Here is a 19,020-nt window from a genome sequence, read left to right on the forward strand (position 1 = left end):
CGCGATCGGACCCGGCCGGAAGGGGCGGGGATCAGCCGTAGTACTTCTTCGCGCCGTCGTGCAGCGGCACCGGGTCGGCCTTGGGGGCGTTGTCGCGGGTGATGTCCTTGGCCGCCGGGTGTACCTTCTCCAGGTCGGCCTTGCGGTCGAAGATCAGTCTCGTCAGGCTCTCGGCCAGGGCGGGATCCATCGTCTCGTTCACCACGAGCAGGTTGGGCACCGAGATGGTGGGCACGTCGGCCGGGGTGCCGTAGACGTCCTTGGCGATCGTGCCCGCGGCGTACACCCGGCCGTGCTCGGCCTGCATCGCGGGCAGTACCGCGTCCAGCGGCACGAAGGCGACCTTCTCCTTGAGGGAGGTCAGCAGGTCGGTGATGCCCGGCGTCGGCAGGCCGCCCGACCAGACCAGCGCGTCGAGGTCGCCGTCCTTGAGGGCCTGCACGCTCTCGGGCAGGCCGAGCGACTGGCGGGTGACGTCCGCCTCCGGGTCGAGCCCGGCCGCCTTCAGCAGGCGCAGCGCGATCACCTCGGTCCCGGAGTTGGGCGAGCCGGTGGAGACCCGCTTGCCCTTGAGGTCGGCGATCGATTTCACGCCGGAGGCGGTGGTGGCGACCACCTGGGTGGAGTTGTCGTAGAGGCGGGCCAGCGCGCGGATCGGCTGGGGCGCGGTGAAGGCCCCCTTGCCCGCGACCGCGTCGGCGGCGGTGTCGGCCAGGGTGAAGGCGATGTCGGAGTCGCCCCTGACGACCCGCTGCACGTTCTCCACCGAGGCGCCGGTCGCCTCGGCGGTGGCCTGGTGGCCGGGCAGGTGCTTGCCGATCTGGTCGGCCAGCCCGCCGCCGAGGACGTAGTAGACTCCGGTGGTGTTCCCGGTGGCGATCGACAGCCGCCTGCCCGCTGCGGCGGAGCCGTCGCCGCCCGGCGCGGCCCGCTCGGCCGACCGGTCGCCACCGCAGCCGGTGAGGAACCCGCCGAGCACCAGCGCACCCGCCGCCAGCACGGCGGCCACTCGTTTGACGGTCATCGCTTCGCCTCTCGTTGTCGCGTCACCAGATGGAGGAGGACGGCCAGGACCAGCAGCCCGGCCCCGGCCAGCACGGGCAGCGGTGACAGGAACAGCAGCAGCACCGCCGCCACCGCGCACAGCACCCGCTCGGCGGGCCCGGCCGGGCCGAGCAGCCGCCCGCCGGTGGCGGCGGCCAGCGCGGCGACCGCCAGCGCCGAGACCGCGGTGGCCACGAGGATCTCACCGAGCGTGCCCTGGGCCAGCAGGGCGGCCCCGCCCGGGGTCAGCACGAAGGCGAACGGCACCAGGAACGCCGGCAGCGTGTACTTCCAGGTGGCCGTCATGGTCCGGTAGGCGTCGCCCCCGGTGATGGCCGAGGCCGCGAAGGCCGACAGCGCCGTGGGCGGGCTGACCTCCGACAGCACGGCGTAGTAGAAGATGAACATGTACGCCTCGGCCTGGCTGACGCCCAGGTCGATCAGCGCGGGCCCGATGATGACGGCCGCGATGACGAACGACGCGGTCACCGGCACGGCCAGGCCGAGCACGAGCACCGCGACCGCGCACAGCAGCGCGGTGACGACGAGGTTCCCGCCCGAGGCCCCGACGATCAGCGAGCTCGCCTTGAGGCCCAGCCCGGTGAGGGTGACGACCGCGACGATCAGACCGGCCGCCGCGCAGGTCACCGCGACCGGCAGCACCCCGGTCGTCCCGGCGGCCAGGGCCCGCGCCGCCCTGCGGGGGGTCAGGGCGTGCTCGCGGTCGAGGAAGGAGAGCGCGAAGGCCAGCAGGGTGGCGTACACCACGGCGCGGAACGGCGACTGGCCCAGTGCCATCAGGGCGACGATCACGAACAGCGAGCTGAAGTGGTAGCCGAACCGCCTCACCAGCGGCCACAGGCGCGGCGCGTCCACCTCGACCGCCCGGGTGCCGTACCGGCGGGCGTCGATCTCGATGGCCAGGAAGATCCCCAGGTAGTACAGGACCGTCGGGACGGTGGCGTACAGCAGCACGGTGAGGTAGCTCACCCGCATGTACTCGGCGATGATGAACGCCGCGGCGCCCAGCGTGGGGGGCGACAGGATGGCCCCGATGCCCGCCGCCGCGAGCACTCCCCCGCCCTGCTCGGGCGGGTAGCCCGCCCGGCGCAGGATCGGCCAGGCGACGCTGCCCACGCTCACCGTCGTCGCCACGCCCGAGCCGCTGACCGTGCCGAGCAGGAACCCGGCCAGGGTGACGGTACGGCCCGGCGCGGACCGCGAGCGGCGGAACGCGGCCATGGAGACGTCCACGAAGAACCGTCCCGCCCCGGAGTGGTCGAGCACCGCGCCGTAGACGGTGAACAGGATGATGTACGTGGCCGCCACGTCCAGCGGCACGCCGTACACGCCGTCGGTGCCCATCACGAACGAGACCACGATCCGGTCGAGGTCGTAGCCGCGGTGCCCGACGACCCAGTCGAAGGGCAGGTAACCGCCGTAGTAGGCGTACGCGGCGAAGGCCACGCAGACCGCGGGCAGGATCCACCCGACGGTGCGGCGGCAGCCCTCCAGCACCAGCAGCACGATGACCGCCCCGGCCGTCACGTCGAGGGCGGTCGGCTCGAAGGCGCGCCGGATGAAGTCGTCGAAGACCGCCAGCGGGTAGAGGCAGGCGGCCAGGGCCAGCGCGGCGAGCCCCCAGTCGACGGCCCCCGGCCGGTCGGTGCCGCGCCGCCCCGGCTTGTAGCAGACGAAGGTGAGGGGCAGCACGACCGCGAGGAAGACCATCCGGTACGGCAGCACGGCCCCGGCGCGGAAGGCGCGGTAGAGGACGTACAGCGACAGGCCGAGGGCCACCAGCGTGACGGCCTGCCCCAACCGGCCGGAAAGGCGCCGGGCGGGCCGTTCCGCGTCGAACTCCGCGATCAACTCGTCCGCTGAAGTGGTGCTCGTCAACCGCCGTCCCCACGTGTGAGCCGCGACCTCTGACCGCAGAGTACAGAGATCGTTGACGCCCGTCCGTCAGAGCGCGGTCACATTCCCGTCACACCTGCGGCACGCACCGTCCCGCACCGGCCGATCCGGCACGTCCGGGTCGGCACGGCACGGTCGGGCCTGTGCAGCAGGACATCCGGCACGGCACGGCTGGGCCTCCTGTGGAGCGGGACATCCGGGCGGCACGGCGCGGCCGGGCAGGACGGGCAGGACGGCCGGGCCGGGTCAGCCGCCCGAGGTGTCGTTCTCGGCGTCGGCGGAGGGGACCGCGAGGTCGTAGGGGTCGTCGAGCCAGCCGGCCGGGAGCTGGACGCGGTCACGCGGGTTGGTCTTGCCGCGCGGCAGGTCGGCGCCCTCGGGCCAGGGCTGGCCGGCCTCCAGCTCGGCCAGGCCCTCGCGCAGGCCGGCCAGGGTCTCGGAGGTGGCCAGCCGGCGCCGGAGGTCGGAGCCCACGGTGAAGCCCTTGAGGTACCAGCCGACGTGCTTGCGGAAGTCGGCCACGGCGTGCGGCTCGCTCTCGAAGCACTCGGCCAGCAGCGTGGCGTGCCGGTCCATGGTCGCGGCGACCTCGCCCAGCCGGGGACGGCGGGTGCTCTCGACCCCCTCGCACATGGCCGCCAGGTCCGCGAACAGCCAGGGGCGGCCCAGGCAGCCCCGTCCCACCACGACGCCGTCGCAGCCGGTCTCGTCCATCATGCGGCGCGCGTCGGCGGCGCTCCAGATGTCGCCGTTGCCGAGCACCGGGATCTCCGGGACGCTCTCCTTCAGGCGCGCGATCGCCTCCCAGTCGGCCGTCCCTCCGTAGTGCTGGATCGCGGTCCTGCCGTGCAGCGCGATCGCCGAGACGCCCTCCTGCACCGCGATCCGCCCGGCGTCCAGGTAGGTCAGGTGGTCGTCGTCGATGCCCTTGCGCATCTTCACGGTCACCGGCAGCGTCCCGGCGTTGCGCACGGCCTCGCGCAGGATCGCCCGGAACAGGTTCCGCTTGTACGGCAGGGCGGAGCCGCCGCCCTTGCGGGTGACCTTGGGCACCGGGCAGCCGAAGTTGAGGTCGACGTGGTCGGCCAGGTCCTCCTCGGCGATCATGCGGACGGCCCTGCCCACGGTCACCGGATCCACCCCGTAGAGCTGGAGGCTGCGGGGGCTCTCGTCCGGCTCGAACCTGATCATCTTGAAGGTCTTGGCGTTGCGTTCCACCAGCGCCCGCGTCGTGATCATCTCGCAGACGAAGAGCCCGCCGCCCTGCTCGCGGCAGAGCCCGCGGAACGCGGTGTTGGTGATCCCGGCCATGGGCGCGAGAACGACCGGCGGCCACACCTCCAGCGATCCCAGCTTCAAGGACTCCACCTGGCTTTTCTACCGCACCGCGACGAGCGGGACGAATCCTCGCTGGATATGGTGTCCCTGGTTCAGTCAGACGTGGCATGGGAGGCCCCGGATGCTCCTGCGACTGCGGATCGCGCTGCCCGACCAGCCGGGTTCCCTGGGGAAGGTCACCCGGGTCCTCGGCGTCGCGGGCGCGGACATCACCCAGGTGGTCGTCCTGGACCGCGGCGAGGGCCGGGCGCTGGACGACATCACCGTCTACTGGCCCGACTCCGCGCCCCGGCAGACCCTGATCGACGGGCTGGAGAGCGTGCCGGGGGTGACGATCGAGGGCGTGTGGGGCACCCGCGAGGCGCCGGGCACCTACCCCGAGCTGGAGATCCTCAAGTACATCACCACGGCGGGCGACCGGGCCCTGGCCACCCTGCTGGACTCCATGCCCGTGCTGTTCAGCGCCGACTGGGCCGCGGCGGGCACCGAGCGCGTCCCCCGCGCGATCGTGCACTCCAGCTGGCGCGCCCCCGAGCAGGTGCCCTTCCCCGACGACACCCCGGCCCGCCCGACGGCCCTGACCCTCGGCCCGGGGCTGCACGTGATCGCCGCCCCGCTGCCGCCGCTGGCGCTGACCCTCCTGCTGGCCCGCGCCGACGGCCCGGCCTTCCACCGCATGGAGGTGCACCGCCTCACCCGCATCCTGGAGATCTTCCTCACCCTGCCCGCGGTGGAGCGGGGCGTCGCCCGCCAGCTGCGCCGCCCGCCGGAGCCGGCCGAGTGAACCGGCCGGCGCGACGGCCGTGCCGACCCTGCCGGCCGGTCCGGACGCGCGGCCGGGCCGGTGGGCGACGTCGGCCGGTTGAACGGACGGTTACGCAACCGTCGGGAAAACCCGCTAGAGTTCTCTCGTCGCCACCGGGTACGAAACCCGGAGGAAAGCACGCGGAAGTGGCTCAGTGGTAGAGCATCACCTTGCCAAGGTGAGGGTCGCGGGTTCGAATCCCGTCTTCCGCTCGAAGGGTCCTAGGGCTCTCACTCCGGTGGAGTGGCCGAGAGGCGAGGCAACGGCCTGCAAAGCCGTCTACACGGGTTCAAATCCCGTCTCCACCTCTGGTCTTTCCCATGCGGACGATTAGCTCAGCGGGAGAGCGCTTCCCTGACACGGAAGAGGTCACAGGTTCAATCCCTGTATCGTCCACCACCACCCGTAGCACCCCGACGGCCGCCACGGTCCCACCCCAGGGCCTGGCGGCCTTCTCTTTCGCCCCGGGCGATCGGCGCCATCCTCCCGGAATCGCGCCGCCCCTGACCCCGTACGGGATCATGTCAGGACGAGTGCCGCCCGCCCTCCAGGATCACCGTTCACGATCCGGCTCCACCTGGTGGACGGTCCGGTGAAGCCGTCGGCGCACGCCGGACGATTCGGCCCGCGTGGCGTGCGGCGTGCACGCCGATGAGCGGCGTCGGCTGATTTAAGGTGGCTGTGCCCCGTCGTCCACCGGCGACGCGGGGCGACCTCCCCTCACACCGTGAAAGCCGAGGGCGAGGAGAGAACATTCATGTCTCGCGGACATGCCGTCACCACCGGATGCGTTCTGCTGGTCACCGTGCTCACGCTCGGCGCCGTCCCGGCCGGCGCCGATCCCCGTAGGAACGCCCCCGCGAAGGCGAAGGCGAAGGCGAAGGCAGAGGCGGTGACGGTCCCGGGCACCCCGGCGCCCTCGGCCGGCTCGGCCTTCAAACCGCCGCCGGGCATGGTGGAGGCCATCGTGCGCGATCTGGCCCTGTCCCCGACGCAGGCCAGGGCCCGCCTGCTCAACGAGGCGCGCCTGATGCCGATCGCGGCGCGGCTGAGCAGAAGCCTCGGCCCCCGCTTCGGCGGCGCCTGGCTCCGGCCGAAGACCGCGCACACGCTGATGGTCGCCACCACGTCGGTCTCCGACATCCCCCAGATCGTCGAGGCCGGCGCCCAGGCCGAGGTCGTCTCCACCTCGCTGGCCGAACTCACGAGCATCAAGCAGAGGCTCGACACCGCGCTGCCTCCGCACCCCTTCGTGTCGAGCGTGCGCTACGTCGACATCAAGACCAACAAGGTGGTCGTCCTGACCCCCGAGCCCGGCCGGGCGCAGAACTTCATCAGGAAGGCCGACGTGGACCGCTCCTCGGTGGTCGTGCTGCCCTCCACCGAGGTGCCCCGGCCCCTGTACGACCTGGTGGGCGGCACCGCCTACTACACCGGCGTCACCAGCCGCTGCTCGATCGGCTTCTCCGTCCTCAAGGGGACCCGGGAGGGTTTCGTCACCGCGGGTCACTGCGGCAGGAAGGGCAGCACCACGACCGGTTTCAACCGCGTCGAGCAGGGTGTCTTCGAGGGATCGGTCTTCCCCGGCAGCGACCACTCCTGGGTGGCGGTCAACGACAGGTGGAGGGCCACGCCGACGGTGAACAACGGTGAGGGCAGCACCGTGGTCGTCACCGGCGCCATGGCCGCCGTCGAGGGCGCCTCGATCTGCCGATCCGGCTCCACCACCGACTTCCACTGCGGTCTCATCCAGCAGCGCGACGCCAGCGTCACCTACCCCCAGGGCACCGTCTTCGGGCTGACGCGCACCAGCGTCTGCGCCGAACCCGGCGACTCCGGAGGCTCCCTCATCTCCCTCGACCAGGCCCAGGGCATCGCCTCCGGCGGCTCGGGCGACTGCGCCCTGGGCGGCGTCACCTACTTCCAGCCGATCGGTGAGATCCTCACCGCCTACGGTCTCGTCCTGAAGACCGGCGCGGGCGACGCGCCCCAGGACGCGGGGATCTGCACCGGCTACCCCGGCACCCTCACGGGCGTCCTGGAAGCCGGGCGGTCGGCCTACCACCCGAGGAACGTCCTCGTCCCGGGGGTCCACTCCGGCTGCCTGAACGGCCCCGACGGCAGTGACTTCGACCTGTACCTGGAGAAGCACGACGGCACCTCCTGGTCGACCGTCGCCGCCTCCGAGGGTGCGGGCCCGGACGCGCGGCTCACCTACACCGGCACGGCCGGCCGCTACCGCTACCGGGTGACCGCCACGGGCGGCTCCGGCGCCTACACCCTGGGATTCCGGGCGCCATGACCTCCTCCCCTCCCCGCCTCCGGATCGCGGGAGACAGAGCTGGGACGGAACACGCCGTGAGGGCCCCCGGGAGGTTCTCCATCTCCCACCGGCATGTCATCACCGCAGGATGTCTCCTGGCGGTCACCGTGCTCGCCTGCACGGCCGTCCCGGTGGCCGCCCGTCCCCCGGTGGCGCAGGCCGCGACGGCACGGATCCCGGCCGCCCCGGCCGGGGCGGCCGGGGCGGCCGGCCCTCCGGTCACCGGGGCACCGTCGGAGGGCATGCTGCAGGCACTCCAGCGCGACCTCGGTCTCACCCGGGAGCAGGTCCAGGCCCGGCTGCTCAACGAGGCCCGCCTGGCACCGGTCGAGGCGAAACTGCGCAGAAGACTGGGTGCCCGCTTCGGCGGCTCCTGGTTCACCGGGAAGACGGCCGGCTCCCTGGTCGTCGCCACCACCAGCGCCGCCGACATCCCCGCCGTCGTCGCCACGGGCGCTCGCGCCGAGGTCGTCGGCGCGTCGCTGTACGAGCTCACCATGCTGAAGAGGAGACTCGACGCGGCCATGGCGTCCCACGGGCACGGGGGCAGCGTGCGCTACGTCGACGTGAAGGGCAACAGGATCGTCGTCCTGTCCGCGACACCCGTCGCGACCGCGAACCTCGCCAAGGCCGCGGGCATGGACACGGAGAAGGTGGTGGTGGTCGCCTCCTCGGAACGGCCCCGTCCCCTGTACGACCTCAAGGGCGGGGATCCCTACTACATCGGCGTCACGAGCCGCTGCTCCGTGGGCTTCGCCGCGATCGACGCCACCGACCCGGCCGAGCGCGGTTTCGTCAGCGCCGGTCACTGCGGCCAGCAGGGCCGTCTCACCAACGGCTTCAACCGGGCACCCCAGGGCGTGTTCCAGGGATCGAGTTTCCCGGTCGACGACTACGCCTGGATCACCGTGAACGAGAACTGGACGCCCACCCCGGCGGTGGACGACGGCGGTGGCGGCGTCGTGTCCGTCACCGGCGCGCGGGTCGCCATCGAGGGTGCCTCGGTCTGCCGGTCGGGTTCCTCCAGCGACTTCCACTGCGGTGTCGTCCAGCAGCGCGACACCAGCGTCACCTACTCCCAGGGCGCCGTGTTCGGGCTGACCCGCACCGACGTCTGCGCCGACCCCGGCGACTCGGGCGGGGCGTTCATCTCCGCCGACCAGGCCCAGGGCGTCACCTCCGGAGGCTCCGGCGGCTGCAGCGTCGGCGGCATCACCTACTTCCAGCCGGTGGGCGAGATCCTGACGGCCTACGGCCTGACGCTGGTGACCGCCGCCCCCGGTCCCCCGCCGGCCCCGGACACCTGCGCCGGTTTCCCGAACGCCTTCACCGGCACCCTGGCGACCGGCCGGTCGGCCTACCTGCCGAGGGGGTCCCGCTACCGTCGCAGCGCCGCGGGGACCCGCTCCGCCTGCCTGAAAGGCCCGGAGGGCGGCGACTTCGACCTGTACCTGCAGAGGTGGAACGGCGCCTCCTGGTCGACCGTCGCCACCGCCGACGGCCCGGCCCCCGACGAGAGGATCACCTACACCGGCACGGCCGGCCGCTACCGCTACCGGGTGACCGCCACGGCTGGCTCCGGCGCCTACACCCTGGGATTCTGGGCTCCGTGACCTTCGGAGGGCCGGGACGCGCCCCCGCGACGCCCTCCGGGAGGGTGCCGACAGACTTCCCGGGACGCTGTTCCCGGGACGTACGGAGATCGATTACGATGCCCTGGTCGTCGGAGTTCCGAGAACGGCCGCGTCATCGGCCTCAGCGCCGCGGAGGCGGCCGGGGAGAGGCCGGTGCGCCATGGACATCACCGAGTACGCCGACACCGTGTGGCGGGGCGAGGTCCCCGACAGCATCGTGCAGGCCGGTCCGGCCGGGCAGGGCTTCGCGGAGGTCGCCGACGGCGTCGGATTCCGCAACGGCTTCGGCAACACGATCGCGCTGCGCCAGGACGGGGAGGTGACCCTGTTCGACACCGGCAGCCCCTTCGGCAAGGACAGGCTGCACGCCGACCTGCGGGCCTGGACCGCCGAGCCGGTGACCGCCGCGATCTACTCCCACGGGCACATCGACCACGTCTCGGGCGTCGGCCCGTTCGACGCGGAGGCCGACGAGCAGGGGTGGCCCAGGCCCGCGGTGATCGGGCACGAGGCGATCGCCGCCCGGTTCGAGCGGTACGCGCTGACCGGCGGCTACAACGCCGTGATCAACCGGCGGCAGTTCCAACTGCCCGACCTGACCTGGCCCACCGAGTTCCGCCACCCCGACGTCACCTACCGCGAGGAGATGTCCCTCGACCACATCGAGCTCTTCCACGCCAAGGGCGAGACCGACGACGCGAGCGTCGGCTGGATCCCCTCGCGGCGCATCCTGCTCCCGGGCGACCTGTTCATCTGGGTGACCCCCAACTGCGGCAACCCGCAGAAGGCGCAGCGCTACCCGCGCGAGTGGGCGGTCGCCCTGCGCAGGATGGCCGCACTGCGGCCGGAGATCATGCTGCCCAGCCACGGCGCCCCGATCTTCGGTGCCGACCGGGTCGAGCAGGCGCTGACCGAGACGGCCGAGTGGCTGGAGTTCATGGTCGAGCGCACCCTGGGCATGCTCAACGAGGGAGCCAGGCTCGACGACATCGTGCGTGCCGTACGGCCGCCCGCGCACCTGGCCGAGCGGCCCTACCTGCGCCCGCACTACGACGAGCCGGAGTTCGTGGTGCGCAACATCTGGCGGCTGTACGGCGGCTGGTACGACGGCAACCCCGCCCGCCTGAAGCCGGCGCCCGACGCCGAGCTGGCCGCGGCCGTGGCGGAGCTGGCGGGGGGCGCCGGGCTGCTGGGCGACGCGGCGCTGCGGGCGCTGGCCTCGGGGCGGGAGCGGCTGGCGGGGCACCTGGCGGAGATGGCCGTCCAGGCCGCGCCGGACGACACGGCGCTGCACGGGATCCGGGCCGAGGTGTTCGCCGCCAGGGCGAGGTCCGAGGCGTCGCTGATGGCCAGGGGGGTGTTCACCTCGGCGGCCGAGGAGTCCAGGAGGATCACCGAAGGCGGCCGGGCCGGGGACGACGCCCCGGGCACCGTGAGCATCGCGGGCACCTCGAGCACGGACGACACCACGGGCCCCGGACAGACCCCGGCCGGAGGTGACGCTCCGGATCGGCCCGGTCCCGCGTCTTTTTCCTGAAAACACCGGAAAAATGCCGGAAAAGGTGCCACTGTCCCCTGCACTCCGACCTGGGGAGACAATGAGGGGAAAGGAGTCGTTCACTCTTTGTACACCGATACGTCGGCGATGCCATCCTCCCGGACACGTAGGCTGTTCCGGGCCCATCGGGGGCCGTAGCCACCTGGGGGAAGACCGTGGGTTCGTCACCGGCCGACATCGCCGCGCCACCGCGAGCGCTCTTCCGGGGGGCCGACGCGCCACGGGCCAGGACGTTGCTGGACGTCCTCGACGAGACGACCCGGCGTCACCCCCACGCGACCGCCCTCGACGACGGGCGGACCCGCCTGGACTACACCGGCCTGCGGGCCGAGGCCGGGCGGATGGCCCAGCGGCTGCGGGCCGCCGGGATCGGGCGCGGCGACCGGGTCGGGGTGCGGATCCCCTCGGGCACCGTCGGCCTGTACGTCGCGATCGTCGCGGTGCTCACCGCGGGAGCGGCCTACGTGCCGGTCGACGCCGACGACCCCGACGAGCGGGCCGAGCTGGTCTTCGGCGAGGCGCGGGTCCGCGCGGTCGTCGGTGAGGACGGCAGGATCCTCCCCCACCCCGCACCGGGCCCCTCCCCCTCCGGCCTCTCCGGAACGGACGCCCCCGGCGAGCGGCCCGCCCCCGCGGACGCCCCTGTCCCGTCCCCGGCGTACCCCGGCCCCGAGGACCACCGCGACGGACGCCCCACCCCCGAGGACGACGCGTGGATCATCTTCACCTCCGGGTCCACCGGCCGGCCCAAGGGCGTGGCGGTGACCCACCGCAACGCGGCGGCGTTCGTGGACGCCGAGGCGGAGCTGTTTCTGGTTTCGGAGCCCATCGGCCCCGGTGACCGGGTGCTGGCCGGACTCTCGGTGGCGTTCGACGCCTCCTGCGAGGAGATGTGGCTGGCCTGGCGGCACGGCGGCTGCCTGGTGGCGGCCCCACGGGCGCTGGTGCGCACCGGCATGGACCTGGGGCCGTGGCTGATGGAGATGGGCATCACGGTCGTGTCGACGGTGCCGACCCTGGCGGCGCTCTGGCCGGTCGAGACGCTCGACGACGTACGACTGCTGATCTTCGGCGGTGAGGCGTGCCCGCCGGAGCTGGCCGAGCGGCTGGCCGTGCCCGGACGCGAGGTGTGGAACACCTACGGCCCGACCGAGGCCACGGTGGTGGCCTGCGCGGCGCCCCTGACCGGGGAGGGCCCGGTGCGGATCGGGCTGCCGCTGGCGGGCTGGGACCTGGCCGTGGTCGGCGGGGACGGCGAGCCGGTGGCCATGGGCGGGACCGGTGAGCTGGTCATCGGCGGGGTCGGGCTCGCCAGGTACCTCGACTCGGTCAAGGACGCCGAGAAGTACGCCCCGCTGGACGCGCTGGGCTGGGAGCGCGCCTACCGCAGCGGCGATCTCGTACGGGCCGAGCCGGAAGGGCTGGTCTTCGTCGGGCGGGCGGACGAGCAGATCAAGCTCGGCGGGCGCAGGATCGAGCTGGGCGAGGTCGACGCGGCCCTGCGGGCGCTGCCCGGGGCCGCGGGGGCCGCGGCGGCGGTCAAGACCACCGCCGGCGGGCACCAGGTGCTCGTCGGTTACGTCGTCCCCGCCGAGGGCCCCGGCCGGACGTCCGGCCCGGCCTCCGGCCCGACCTCCGACCGGGACTCCGGCCCCGCCTCCGACCGTGCCCCCGGCCGTTCCCCGGGCCGGGCCTTCGACCGGACGGAGGCCGCGGAACACCTCCGGCGGATCCTGCCCGCCGCGCTGGTCCCCAGGATCGTCGTCGTGGACGACCTGCCGACCCGTACCTCCGGGAAGATCGACAGGGACGCCCTGCCCTGGCCGCCGCCCGGGGGCCTCGGCGGGGCCGACGGCTCCGGCGGCTCCGTGGCCGCCGCGATGCCGGGCGTCGACACGTGGGTGGCCGGCCGCTGGACGGACGTCCTCGGCGGCGCCGAGGGCGACTTCTTCGCCGAGGGCGGCACCAGCCTGGCCGCGGCCCGGCTGGTCGCGGCGCTGCGGGAGCGCTACCCCGCGGTCACCGTCGGCGACGTCTACGACAATCCGACGCTCCCGTCGCTGGACGCCCACCTGTCGGCGCTGGACGCGCCGGAGATCGTGACCACCGGCCGGACGGTCGCGCCGGTGCCGCGCCGCGCCGCGATCGTCCAGGCGGTGCTCACCCTGCCGCTGCTCACGGTGGGCGCGCTGCGCTGGGTGGTGGCGCTGGCCGCGCTGAACAACGTGGTGAGCCTTCCCTGGGCGCCCGCCGTCTCCTGGTGGTGGGTGCTCGCGGGAGCGCTGCTGTTCGTCAGCCCGGCCGGGCGGATCGCGCTGGCCGCGGGCGGCGCCCGGCTGCTGCTGCGCGGCCTGGAGCCGGGCACCCATCCCCGGGGCGGCGGCGTGCACCTGCGGCTCTGGTTCGCCGAGCGGCTCTCCGAGCGGCTGGGCGTGGGCGAGGTGGCCTGCGCACCCTGGCTCACCCACTACGCGCGGGCGCTCGGCGCCCAGATCGGCGAGGACGCCGACCTGCACACGATGCCGCCGATCACCGGCATGCTCAAGCTGGGCAGGGGCGCGGCGGTGGAACCCGAGGCCGACCTGAGCGGTTACTGGATCGACGGCGACCGGGTGCACATCGGTGAGATCAAGATCGGCGCCTCGGCCACTGTCGGTGCCCGCGCCACCCTGTTCCCCGGCGCGAAGATCGGCAAGAACGCGCAGGTCGCGCCGGGTTCGGCGGTCGCGCGGTCGGTGCCGGCCGGGGAGCGCTGGGCGGGCGTGCCCGCCGGACGGGTCGGCAAGGCCCGCCCGCCGGCCGCCGCGCGTCCGCCGCGCTCGCGGCTCTGGGCGGCCGTCTACGGACTGTCCGCCGCGGTGCTCTCCCTGTACCCGGTGATCGCCGCCGTGCCGGGCCTGGCCGTGCTGCTGCGCGACGGCGCCCCCTCGCTCGCCTCCGTCCTGTACGCGGTCCCGGTGGCCACGGTGGTCTCGGCGACGGCCCTGGCCCTGCTGATCGTGGTCTCGGTACGGCTGCTCTCGATCGGGCTGCACGCCGGGCAGCATCCGGTGCACAGCCGCCCGGCCTGGCAGGCGTGGGCGACCGGCCTGCTGATGTCGATGGCGCGGGTCTGGCTGTTCCCGCTGTACGCCAGTACGCTCACTCCCGCCTGGCTGCGCGTCCTGGGCATGAAGGTCGGCCGGGACGTGGAGCTGTCGACCGTGCTGGCGCTGCCGTCGATGACCTCCGTCGGCGACGGCGCCTTCCTCGCCGACGACACCATGGTGGCCCCGTACGAGCTGGAGGGCGGCAGGCTGCGCGTCGACCACGTGCGGATCGGCAAGCGCGCCTTCCTCGGCAACTCGGGGATGACCGCCCCCGGGCGCAAGGTGCCCAAGGACGGGCTGGTCGCGGTGCTGTCCGCGACGCCCAAGAAGGCCAGGGCGGGCTCGTCGTACCTGGGCATGCCTCCGGTGGAGCTGCGCCGGGCGGCCGAGGAGGGCGACCGGAGCCGTACCTACGAGCCCCCGGTGCGCCTGCGGGTCGCCCGCGCCGCGGTCGAGGTGTGCCGCGTCGTGCCGGTGATGTGCGCGGTGGCCCTGACGGTGCTCGTCGCCGCGTGGCTGGAGTGGCTGGCCGCAACGTACGGCTTCGCGGTGGCGGCGGTCCTGTCCGGGGCCGGGGTGCTGGGCGGCGGGGTGGTCGCCGCCGCGCTCGCCTCCGCGGTCAAGTGGGCGCTGCTGGGGCGGATCTCGGTGGGCGACCGGCCGCTGTGGAGCTCGTTCGTGTGGCGCAACGAGCTGGCCGACACGTTCGTGGAGGTGCTGGCCGCGCCCTGGTTCGCCCAGAGCTGGCTGGGGACGGCCCCGCTGAACCTGTGGCTGCGCTCGCTGGGGGCCCGGGTGGGCCGGGGCGTGTGGTGCGAGACCTACTGGCTGCCCGAGGCGGACCTGGTCGAGCTAGGGGACGGGGTGTCGGTGAACCGGGGATGCGTGCTGCAGACCCACCTGTTCCACGACCGTGTGATGAGCATCGATAGTGTCGTCATGCGAGCCGGATCGACCCTCGGACCTCACGGGGTGATCCTGCCCGCGGCGACGATCGGGGAGAACACCACGGTCGGGCCCGCCTCGCTGGTGATGCGCGGCGAGTCCGTGCCCGCCGGAACCCGCTGGTTCGGCAACCCGATCGCGGCCTGGACCCGGCGGAGATAGCGCGACAGGACAGTGGAACGAAGGAAGCCGGCGTGGTTCTGAGCACGATCCCCCCGTTGTACTTCCCCATGCACGGTGACGACGGCTACCGGGTGGAGCACTACGACCTGACCCTGGACTACCGGGTGGGCCCGAACCGTCTCGGCGGCGTGGCCGTGATCTCGGCGGTGGCCCTGCGGCCGCTCACCCGGCTCACCCTGGACCTGGGCGCCTTCCGGGTGGGCGCGGTGCTCGTCGACGGCGCGCCGGTGCGGTTCACCCACCGCGGGGGCAAGCTGCACCTGTCGCCGGCCTCGCTGCGGGCCGGCCTGTTCACCATGGAGGTGCGCTACTCCGGTGCCCCGCGGCCGGTGAACAGCCACTGGGGCGGGCTCGGCTGGGAGCAGCTGACCGACGGCGTCATCGTGGCCAGCCAGCCCATCGGGGCGCCGTCGTGGTTCCCGTGCAACGACCGGCCCGACGACAAGGCCTCCTACCGGATCTCGGTCACCACCGCCTCGGCGTACCAGGTGATCGCCAACGGGGAGCTGGTCTCCCGGCGGCAGGCCGCCTCGACGACCACGTGGGTGTACGAGCAGGCCGAGCCGATGGCCTCCTACCTGGCGAGCGTGCAGATCGGCCGCTACCGGCAGGCCGAGCTCGGGCCGGGGATGCGGCTGGTCTTCCCGGCCGGGCAGGCCACCCGGGTGCGCCACGACTTCGCCCGGCAGCAGTCGATGATGGAGGTCTTCACCGAGCGGTTCGGCCCGTACCCGTTCGGCTCCTACACCGTGGTGGTGACCGGCGACGAGCTGGAGATCCCGGTCGAGGCGCAGGGCATGTCGATCTTCGGGATCAACCACGTGGACGGCAGGCGCGGCGAGGAGCGGCTGGTCGCGCACGAGCTGGCCCACCAGTGGTTCGGCAACAGCCTGACCGTGTCCGACTGGCGCTGCATCTGGCTGCACGAGGGGTTCGCCTCCTACGCGGAGTGGATCTGGTCGGAGAACTCCGGCGGCATGTCGTCCGACGATCACGCGCTCCGCTGGCACCGCAGGCTCTCGGCCCTTCCCCAGGACTTCGTGCTGGCCGACCCCGGCCCGCGGCGGCTGTTCGACGACCGCGTCTACCGGCGCGGCGCGCTCACCCTGCACGCGCTGCGCCGGACCGTCGGCGACGACTCCTTCTTCGCGCTGCTGCGGGAGTGGACGGCCGGGCACCGGCACGGGAACGTCACCACCGAGGCGTTCACCGCGCTGGCCGCGCGCCGCACGTCGCTGCCGCTGGACGCGCTGTTCACCGGGTGGCTGCGCGAGCCGCGCCTGCCCGCCCTGCCCGCTCTGCCCGGACGGCTGCCCTGAGCGCCCGGCGCACCCGCCTGACCGCCGCGCTCGCCGCGGGCCTGACCGTGGCCGCCGGGCTGACCGTCCGCGCGGTCGCCGGCGGCCCGTTCGGCGAGCACGCGGGCGACGCCCTCTACACCGTGCTCGTGTACGCGCTGATCGTGCTCGTACGGCCCCGGATCACCCCGGTGCGGGCCGCGCTCGGCGCGCTGGCGTTCAGTTGGGCGGTCGAGCTGGCCCAGCTCACGCCCGTCCCGGCCGCGCTGTCGCGGACGAGCCCCGTGGCCGCGCTGGTGCTGGGCAGCACCTTCGTCGCGGCCGACCTGGTGGCCTACGCGGCCGGAGCCGCCCTGGCCGCGGCGGCCCACACCCTGGTGGCGCGGGGGCGGCGGGACCGGCCGGAGCGGGAGGGCGTCCCGTCCTGAGCACGGCCGGGCGCGTCATATCCTGGCCGGACCATGCCTGAAGGACACGTCATCCATCGCCTGGCCCGAGAGCACCGGCGGGCCTTCGGCGGCCACCGGGTCCGCGCGCAGAGCCCCCAGGGGCGCTTCGCCGACGGGGCCCTGCTGATCGACGGACGGACGCTCACCGAGGCCGACGCCCACGGCAAGCACCTGCTGCTGGGGTTCGACGACGAGCGCTGGCTCCACGTCCACCTGGGGATCTACGGCAGGTACACCTTCGGCCCATCACCCGCGCCCGCGCCGACCGGGATGGTGCGGCTGCGCCTGAGCGGCGACGACGAGTACGCCGACCTGCGCGGCCCCAACACCTGCGAGCTGCTCGACCCGGCCGGGAAGAAGGAGCTGCACGCCAGGCTGGGGCCCGACCCGCTGCGCGCGGACGCCGACCCCGAGCTCGCCTGGCGGCGGATCGGCCGGAGCCGCACCTCCATCGGGATCCTGCTGATGGACCAGTCGGTCGTGGCGGGCGTGGGGAACATCTACCGGGCCGAGGCGCTGTTCCGGCAGGGGATCGCCCCCTCCCGGCCGGGCCGCGACCTGTCCCGGGCCCGGTGGGAGGCCGTCTGGGAGGACCTGGTCACGCTCATGGCCGACGGCGTCCGGGTGGGTCACATCGACACGGTCAGGCCCGAGCACACGCCCGAGGCGATGGGGCGCCCGCCCCGGGTCGACGGCCACGGCGGCGAGGTCTACGTCTACCGGCGCTCGGGCATGCCCTGCCACCTGTGCGGCACCGAGATCCGCACCGAGGTGCTCACCGGGCGCAACCTCTTCTGGTGCCCGGCCTGCCAGACCGGCTGATCGCCTCCGTGCGGGCCTCGCGCACGAGGACCGGCCGGTCCGGTCCGTCCGGCCGCACGGCCGGACGGACCGGACGGCACATCACGGACGGCCGGGGAGCCGGAGACGCGATCATGAACGGCCGGGCGGCACGATCCTGGACGGCGGGCGGCACGGTCGTGGACGGCGGGCGCGGCCTCACATCAGGGTGCGGGCCGTCCAGAGCTCGGGGAAGATCTCCCGCCGCATGCTCCGCTCCAGCCAGCTCAGGCCGCTGGACCCGCCGGAACCCGGCTTGGCGCCCATCGAGCGCCGTACCGCCATCAGGTGCCGGTAGCGCCAGTCGGAGAACTGCTCGGCCAGGTCGGTCAGGGCCTCGGCCAGCGGTGCCAGCGGCCCGGCGTAGACCTCGACCCAGGCAGCCTCGACCTCACCGCTGGGCTCGTACTCCGCGCTCAGGTCGCGCTCCAGCACGGACGCGGGGATCGCGTACCCCTGGCGGGCGAGCAGGGCCAGCACCGAGTCGTACAGGCTCGGCCGGTGCAACGCCTCGGTGAGCTCCCGGTACGCCTCGGGGTTGCGGCGGTGCGGCCGGGTGAGCACCTCGGACTTGTTGCCGAGCAGGAACTCCACGTGGCGGTAGAGGGCCGACTGGAAGCCCGACCCCTCGCCCAGGGCGTCGCGGAAGGAGTTGAACTGCGCCGGGGTCATCCAGCTCAGCGAGGCCCAGGCGGCGTTGAGCGCCTCGAAGTGCCGGACCGTCCGCTTGATCGTCAGGGTCGCGGCGGCGACGTCGTCGTCGTCGAGCTGCCGCTGCGCCAGGAGCCACTCCGAGCGGAGCAGCCCGAAGTACAGCTCCATCACCTGGGTGGTCACCAGGAACGCGAGTTCCTCGGGGACGTCGGTGACGGTGCGCTGAAGGCGGTGCAGCGCGGCGGTCCCCACGTAGTCGTCGTAGGGGGTCCCGGACTCGAAGCCGAGCGTCGGCAGCCCCGCGTTCTCCTCGGCCCGCGCCCTTCTGTCCTCTTCGGTGAGCTGCTTGATCCCGGTCATCGCTCCTCCTTCGTCTGTACACCTCCATGGTGCGCTGTATCGGTCACTACGGAAATAATGGAAGAAAGGTGATTATCAACCGGGGCCTTCGGAACGGAAGGCATCGGGCGGATCGAGTTACGACGTGACGGAGCGTGATCGTGGACGCGATGGACTGGGCCCTGCTGGCCGAGCTGCAGGACGACGCGCGGTTGTCGTACAGCGAGCTCTCCCGGCGGGTGCACCTGTCGGCTCCGGCGGTGGCCGAGCGGGTGCGGCGGCTGGAGGAGACCGGGGTGATCACCGGTTACCACGCCCGGGTGGACGCGGCCCTGGCCGGGCGCGCGGTGGCCGCCCTGATCAGGATGTCCTGCTACGGCCCCCGCTGCGTGCTCCGCGACGAGCAGGCGCTGGCCTGGCCGGAGATCCTGGAGGTGCACCGGGTGACCGGTGACACCTGCTGCCTGCTCCGGGTGGCCGCCACCTCGATGGCGGCCTTCGAGGAGATGATCGACCGGCTCGCCCCGTACGGGCACCCGTCGAGCATGATGGTGCTCTCCAGCCCGGTGCCCTGGCGGCCTCTCTCGGCGGGGTGACCGGCCGG

Annotated in this window: 13 protein-coding genes and 3 tRNA genes; 12 read left to right on the plus strand and 4 right to left on the minus strand. The window is 73.4% G+C overall.

Going from position 1 to position 19,020, the window contains the following annotated elements:
• Positions 1-31 precede the first annotated feature (31 nt).
• From ABD832_RS26755 to dusB, 3 genes are all read right to left on the minus strand, one after another.
• Positions 32-1,024 (minus strand): TAXI family TRAP transporter solute-binding subunit, encoded by a 993-nt coding sequence (locus ABD832_RS26755; RefSeq protein ID WP_344900204.1) that lies wholly within the window; start codon positions 1,022-1,024, stop codon positions 32-34.
• Complete coding sequence (locus ABD832_RS26760) at positions 1,021-2,943, minus strand: TRAP transporter permease (protein ID WP_344900205.1); 1,923 nt, start codon at positions 2,941-2,943, stop codon at positions 1,021-1,023. Before ABD832_RS26760 ends, ABD832_RS26755 begins: the two co-directional genes overlap by 4 nt.
• A gap of 264 nt (positions 2,944-3,207) precedes the next feature.
• Positions 3,208-4,329, minus strand: a complete 1,122-nt coding sequence (gene dusB, locus ABD832_RS26765; protein ID WP_344900207.1) for a tRNA dihydrouridine synthase DusB — start codon at positions 4,327-4,329, stop codon at positions 3,208-3,210.
• Between the two features lie 91 nt (positions 4,330-4,420).
• Here dusB and ABD832_RS26770 point away from each other — a divergent pair, with 91 nt between their 5' ends.
• From ABD832_RS26770 to ABD832_RS26820, 11 genes are all read left to right on the plus strand, one after another.
• Positions 4,421-5,083 carry an ACT domain-containing protein gene (locus ABD832_RS26770; protein ID WP_344900209.1) on the plus strand — a complete coding sequence of 221 codons (663 nt, stop codon included), beginning with the start codon at positions 4,421-4,423 and terminating at the stop codon, positions 5,081-5,083.
• 161 nt (positions 5,084-5,244) lie between these two features.
• A tRNA-Gly gene (locus ABD832_RS26775) sits at positions 5,245-5,316 on the plus strand.
• A gap of 25 nt (positions 5,317-5,341) precedes the next feature.
• Positions 5,342-5,412 (plus strand) — tRNA-Cys (locus ABD832_RS26780).
• A 16-nt stretch (positions 5,413-5,428) separates the two neighbouring features.
• Positions 5,429-5,503, plus strand: a tRNA-Val gene (locus ABD832_RS26785).
• A 358-nt stretch (positions 5,504-5,861) separates the two neighbouring features.
• The gene (locus tag ABD832_RS26790; RefSeq protein WP_344900211.1) at positions 5,862-7,406 is read left to right on the plus strand and encodes a S1 family peptidase; all 1,545 of its coding nucleotides are present in this window, start codon (positions 5,862-5,864) and stop codon (positions 7,404-7,406) included.
• Positions 7,407-7,462: 56 nt separating this feature from the next.
• Positions 7,463-9,040 carry a S1 family peptidase gene (locus ABD832_RS26795; protein ID WP_344900213.1) on the plus strand — a complete coding sequence of 526 codons (1,578 nt, stop codon included), beginning with the start codon at positions 7,463-7,465 and terminating at the stop codon, positions 9,038-9,040.
• A 181-nt stretch (positions 9,041-9,221) separates the two neighbouring features.
• Positions 9,222-10,598: an alkyl sulfatase dimerization domain-containing protein gene (locus ABD832_RS26800; RefSeq protein WP_344900215.1), complete on the plus strand. Its 1,377-nt coding sequence runs from the start codon at positions 9,222-9,224 to the stop codon at positions 10,596-10,598.
• 176 nt (positions 10,599-10,774) lie between these two features.
• Complete coding sequence (locus ABD832_RS26805) at positions 10,775-14,815, plus strand: Pls/PosA family non-ribosomal peptide synthetase (protein WP_344900217.1); 4,041 nt, start codon at positions 10,775-10,777, stop codon at positions 14,813-14,815.
• Between the two features lie 32 nt (positions 14,816-14,847).
• Positions 14,848-16,155: a M1 family metallopeptidase gene (locus tag ABD832_RS26810; protein WP_344900219.1), complete on the plus strand. Its 1,308-nt coding sequence runs from the start codon at positions 14,848-14,850 to the stop codon at positions 16,153-16,155.
• Positions 16,098-16,562: a ribosomal maturation YjgA family protein gene (locus ABD832_RS26815; protein WP_344900221.1), complete on the plus strand. Its 465-nt coding sequence runs from the start codon at positions 16,098-16,100 to the stop codon at positions 16,560-16,562. Before ABD832_RS26810 ends, ABD832_RS26815 begins: the two co-directional genes overlap by 58 nt.
• Before the next feature lie 33 nt (positions 16,563-16,595).
• Positions 16,596-17,405, plus strand: coding sequence for an Fpg/Nei family DNA glycosylase (locus ABD832_RS26820; RefSeq protein WP_344900223.1), 810 nt, complete (start codon positions 16,596-16,598; stop codon positions 17,403-17,405).
• 177 nt (positions 17,406-17,582) lie between these two features.
• On the opposite strand, the gene ABD832_RS26825 is transcribed toward ABD832_RS26820, so the two are convergent.
• The gene (locus ABD832_RS26825; RefSeq protein ID WP_344900225.1) at positions 17,583-18,437 is read right to left on the minus strand and encodes a tryptophan 2,3-dioxygenase; all 855 of its coding nucleotides are present in this window, start codon (positions 18,435-18,437) and stop codon (positions 17,583-17,585) included.
• A gap of 149 nt (positions 18,438-18,586) precedes the next feature.
• Between ABD832_RS26825 and ABD832_RS26830 the strand changes: the two genes are divergently transcribed.
• Complete coding sequence (locus ABD832_RS26830) at positions 18,587-19,012, plus strand: Lrp/AsnC family transcriptional regulator (RefSeq protein ID WP_344901747.1); 426 nt, start codon at positions 18,587-18,589, stop codon at positions 19,010-19,012.
• Positions 19,013-19,020: the final 8 nt, after the last annotated feature.

Source organism: Streptosporangium longisporum (genome assembly GCF_039534895.1).
In the GTDB taxonomy this organism is placed as follows: domain Bacteria; phylum Actinomycetota; class Actinomycetes; order Streptosporangiales; family Streptosporangiaceae; genus Streptosporangium; species Streptosporangium longisporum.